Annotated in this window: 5 protein-coding genes; 2 read left to right on the forward strand and 3 right to left on the reverse strand. The window is 66.4% G+C overall.

The window, feature by feature from the left end; translation table 11 throughout:
- A partial coding sequence (locus EN745_RS32035) for a pyridoxamine 5'-phosphate oxidase family protein (RefSeq protein ID WP_127423099.1) occupies positions 1-557 on the reverse strand: 557 nt, incomplete at its 3' end.
- 105 nt (positions 558-662) lie between these two features.
- On the opposite strand from EN745_RS32035, the gene EN745_RS32040 reads away from it, so the two are divergent.
- Both EN745_RS32040 and EN745_RS32045 read left to right on the forward strand, forming a co-directional pair.
- Positions 663-1559 (forward strand): LysR family transcriptional regulator, encoded by an 897-nt coding sequence (locus EN745_RS32040; protein ID WP_127423100.1) that lies wholly within the window; start codon positions 663-665, stop codon positions 1557-1559.
- A gap of 94 nt (positions 1560-1653) precedes the next feature.
- The gene (locus EN745_RS32045; protein ID WP_126058084.1) at positions 1654-2454 is read left to right on the forward strand and encodes a 1-acyl-sn-glycerol-3-phosphate acyltransferase; all 801 of its coding nucleotides are present in this window, start codon (positions 1654-1656) and stop codon (positions 2452-2454) included.
- A gap of 26 nt (positions 2455-2480) precedes the next feature.
- Here the strand turns inward: EN745_RS32045 and EN745_RS32050 are convergent, their stop codons facing one another.
- Both EN745_RS32050 and EN745_RS32055 read right to left on the reverse strand, forming a co-directional pair.
- The gene (locus tag EN745_RS32050; protein WP_127405996.1) at positions 2481-3098 is read right to left on the reverse strand and encodes a LysE family translocator; all 618 of its coding nucleotides are present in this window, start codon (positions 3096-3098) and stop codon (positions 2481-2483) included.
- Positions 3099-3204: 106 nt separating this feature from the next.
- Positions 3205-3475 (reverse strand): aldo/keto reductase (locus tag EN745_RS32055; protein WP_145992253.1); only part of this gene is annotated, 271 nt, incomplete at its 5' end.

The following is a 3475-nucleotide window of genomic DNA, read 5'->3' on the forward strand; positions in this document are numbered from 1 at the left end:
CGTTCGGCCAGCGCCGCTGCCACGTCGGCCGCCTCGAAGCGCTGCGGAATGTGCTGCGGGCAATTGGCATCCCAGGTCGAGACGTTGAACAGGATGACCTGCTCGGGACGCGCCTTGTAGCCTCGCGGCATCAGGCTCGCCGTCAGTTCGGCGTCGCCCTCGACGACACGCGCCCTGCCCCAGACCTTGATGCGCTGACGGTGGGCATAGTCGATCAGGAACAGGAAAGCTTGCGCATTGTCGGCGAGATTGCCCTGGGTGATGAATTGCCTGTTGCCCGTGAAGTCGGCGAAGCCGATCGTCTTCTCGTCGAGCACCTTGAGGAAGCCGGCCGGTCCGCCGCGATGCTGGATGTAGGGCTGACCCTCACCATTGGCGGTCGCCAGGAAGACGCTGGTCTGCGCCGCGATGAAAGCGGCAAGGTCGGGCGTGATGACATCCCGCCAGCCGCCGCGCTCCTCGACGCGGGAATAGGCTTCGCGCGAGCCTTTACGTGCCTGGATCGCCTTGACGCTCGGCGTGAAGGCGACGTCGCTGGCGAAAGCATGGGCGTTCATATGGCGCTGTCCTCCAAAACTGGTGATGCACCCAAACATAAGCCTTCCATATTTCGGATACAGATGGCATATCTGGAATAGCACCTTCCATTTCCTGGAAGATCCATGGATCGCCTCGAGGCCATGTCGCTTTTCGTCGCCGCAGTGGAGGCCGGCAGCCTTTCTGCCGCGGCGCGCCATTTAGGCATGCCGCTGGCCACGGTCAGCCGCAAGGTTTCGGAATTGGAGCGGCATCTCAACACGCGCCTTCTCAACCGCTCGGCGCGGCGGCTGACACCGACCGATGCCGGGCAGGCCTACCTCGCCGCCTGCCGCCGCATCCTGGACGAGGTCGGCGAGGCCGAGCGCGCCGCCGCCGGCGAATACAGCACGCCCAGGGGCGAACTGGTCGTCACCGCGCCGATCGTCTTCGGCCGCCTGCACGTGCTGACGGTGGTAACTGATTTCCTCGCCGCCTATCCCGAGGTGGATATCCGGCTGACGCTGTCGGACCAGATAACCCATCTGCTCGACGAGCATATCGACCTTGCCGTGCGTATCGGTGACCTGCCCGACTCCAGCCTTGTCGCCATCCGTGTCGGCGTTGTCGTCTGCGCAAGCCCTGCCTATCTTGCCGCGCATGGCACACCGCAGACCCCGGGAGCCTTGGCCGCGCACAGCTGCATTACGTTCGAGAACCTCTCAGCCCCCGCCACCTGGACCTTCGCCGACGGCAAGAGCGAGGTAGCCGTGCCGGTCCGCTCCCGGCTTCGCGTCAACACCGCGGAAGCCGCCATCGACGCCGCGATCGGCGGTGTCGGATTGACCAAGGTTCTGTCCTACCAGGTCGCGGTTGCCGTGCGTTCCGGCGCGCTGCAGGCCGTGCTGCGGGAGTTCGAGCCGCCGCCATGGCCGGTGAGCCTCGTCCATGCCGGCCAGGGCCTGCTGCCGGTCAAGCTGCGCGCCTTCCTCGATTTCGCCGCCCCCCGCCTGAAGGAGCGTCTCACGCAGGCAATGTGGTAGGCTCGGGAATCGGGATTGTCCCGACCTCGGCCCGTTTCCTTTTTGCCCGCGCTTGGTGTAACCAACGCACTCGTTCTCACCGGGCCCTTCCCGCATGCTCTATGTCCGCTCGCTGGCGTTCAACTTCGTCTTCTATGTCAGCCTGGTCGTCCAGATGATCCTCTGGACCCCGTACTATTTCCTGTCGCCGCGTCACCGGGCCTGGTTCGTGCCGAAATTCTGGTCGCGGAGCTGCATGTGGCTCTACGACAAGATCGCCGGCACGAAGAGCGAAATCACAGGCGTCGAGAACTTGCCCGAAGGGTCCTTCATCCTGGCGCCGAAGCATCAGTCCTTCTGGGATGCGATCGCCTTTTTCCCTTATCTCGATGACGCGCTTTACATCCTGAAGCGGGAGCTGACCTGGATCCCCTTCTTCGGCTGGTACATCATGAAGATGCGCATGATCCCGGTTGACCGCGGCAGTCGCTCCAAGGCGCTGAAGGCGGTCGTCGCCGCCACCAGAGCGGAAATGGACCGCAATCCGCGCCAGCTCATCATCTACCCCGAAGGCACGCGCCGCGCTCCGGGCGACGAGCCGGCCTACAAATACGGCATCGTCGAGATCTATTCGCAGCTTGGCGTCCCGGTGGTGCCCGTCGCCCACGTCGCCGGCCTCTACTGGCCGCGCCGCAAATTCCTGCGCTATCCCGGCACCATCAAGGCCCGCTTCCTGCCGCCGATCCCGCCGGGACTGGCCAAGGACGAGTTCATGCAGCGGCTGATCGGCGAGACCGAGGCAGCCTGCGACCAACTCCTCGTCGAGGCCTCGCGCGCGCCGAACCCGCCGCCAATGCCGCCGACGGCGGCGAAGCGGCTGGCCGAGCTTGCGGCCGCCGAAAAGGCGAAGGCCTGAACCGCAGCCTCTTGACGCCGGCCCGCCTATGGCCAGGCCGCCAGTGCCGTCGTCAGCACCAGTGTCGCCGCGAAAATCAGGTTGATGATCCGCGAGGCCAGCGGCCGCCGCAGGAAGCGGGCGAAGGCCGCACCGGCGAGAAGCCACAGCACGTGGATGGCGACGATCATCAGCGCGAGCACCACGAGCCTGGTCGAAATTCCGAGATCGGCGACGCCCGACGAAGCGCCGGCGAAGACCGCGGCGATCGCCACATAGGCTTTCGGATTGGCGACCGCGAGCAGGAACCCACCGGCGAATGTCGGAGGCGCCATCCCGCTCTCGCGCGCCGCCAGTGGCGGCGCCGTCGCGATCCTGTAGGCCAGATAGAGGATGTAGGCGGCGGATGCGATCGCCAGCACCGGCGCCATGCCCGGCAGCGAGGCAAAGATCGCCATCACGCCGGACGCCACCACCAGAAGCACCATCGTGGTGCCGAGGATGATGCCCGACGTATAGCGCAGCGAATGGCGCAGGCCGAAGGCGGCGCCGATGGCGGTGACGCTGATGGTCGCCGGCCCCGGACTGCCCATCACCACGGTGGCGGCAAACACCAGCGCCAGCACCTGCTGCCATGGCTGCGTGAGGGACAAGAACCCAGCCATACGCCTTTCCCGCATCCTGTCGCGATGCGGGAACGCTATGCGCAAGCGGCATCCCCGTCTTGAACGATCGTGCAACAGCGGGCGAAACACCGCCGGCCCTGCGGCGCTAGGCGCTGGCCCGGTCCAGCGCCGCGATGTCGTCGGCATCGAGCATCAGCGATGCCGCCCGCACCAGGCCGTCCATCTGGGCGAGCGTCGTGGCGCTGGCGATCGGCGCCGCGATGCCCGGCCGCGCCATCACCCAGGCCAGAGCCACCTCCGCTTGCCTGGCCGAATGCCTTGCCGATACCGAATCGAGCGCGGCGAGGACGCGCATGCCGCGCTCGTTGAGGTAGCTGGCGACATCCTCGCCCCGCTCGCTCTGGCCGAGATCGGCC

The organism is Mesorhizobium sp. M4A.F.Ca.ET.022.05.2.1, from assembly GCF_003998845.1.
GTDB lineage: Bacteria > Pseudomonadota > Alphaproteobacteria > Rhizobiales > Rhizobiaceae > Mesorhizobium.

Excerpts from the sequence above, each read along its gene's own strand:
- EN745_RS32040 (WP_127423100.1), top strand. The coding sequence starts at position 663 with ATGGATCGCCTCGAGGCCATGTCGCTTTTCGTCGCCGCAGTGGAGGCC.
- EN745_RS32045 (WP_126058084.1), top strand. The coding sequence starts at position 1,654 with ATGCTCTATGTCCGCTCGCTGGCGTTCAACTTCGTCTTCTATGTCAGC.
- EN745_RS32050 (WP_127405996.1), bottom strand. The coding sequence starts at position 3,098 with ATGGCTGGGTTCTTGTCCCTCACGCAGCCATGGCAGCAGGTGCTGGCG.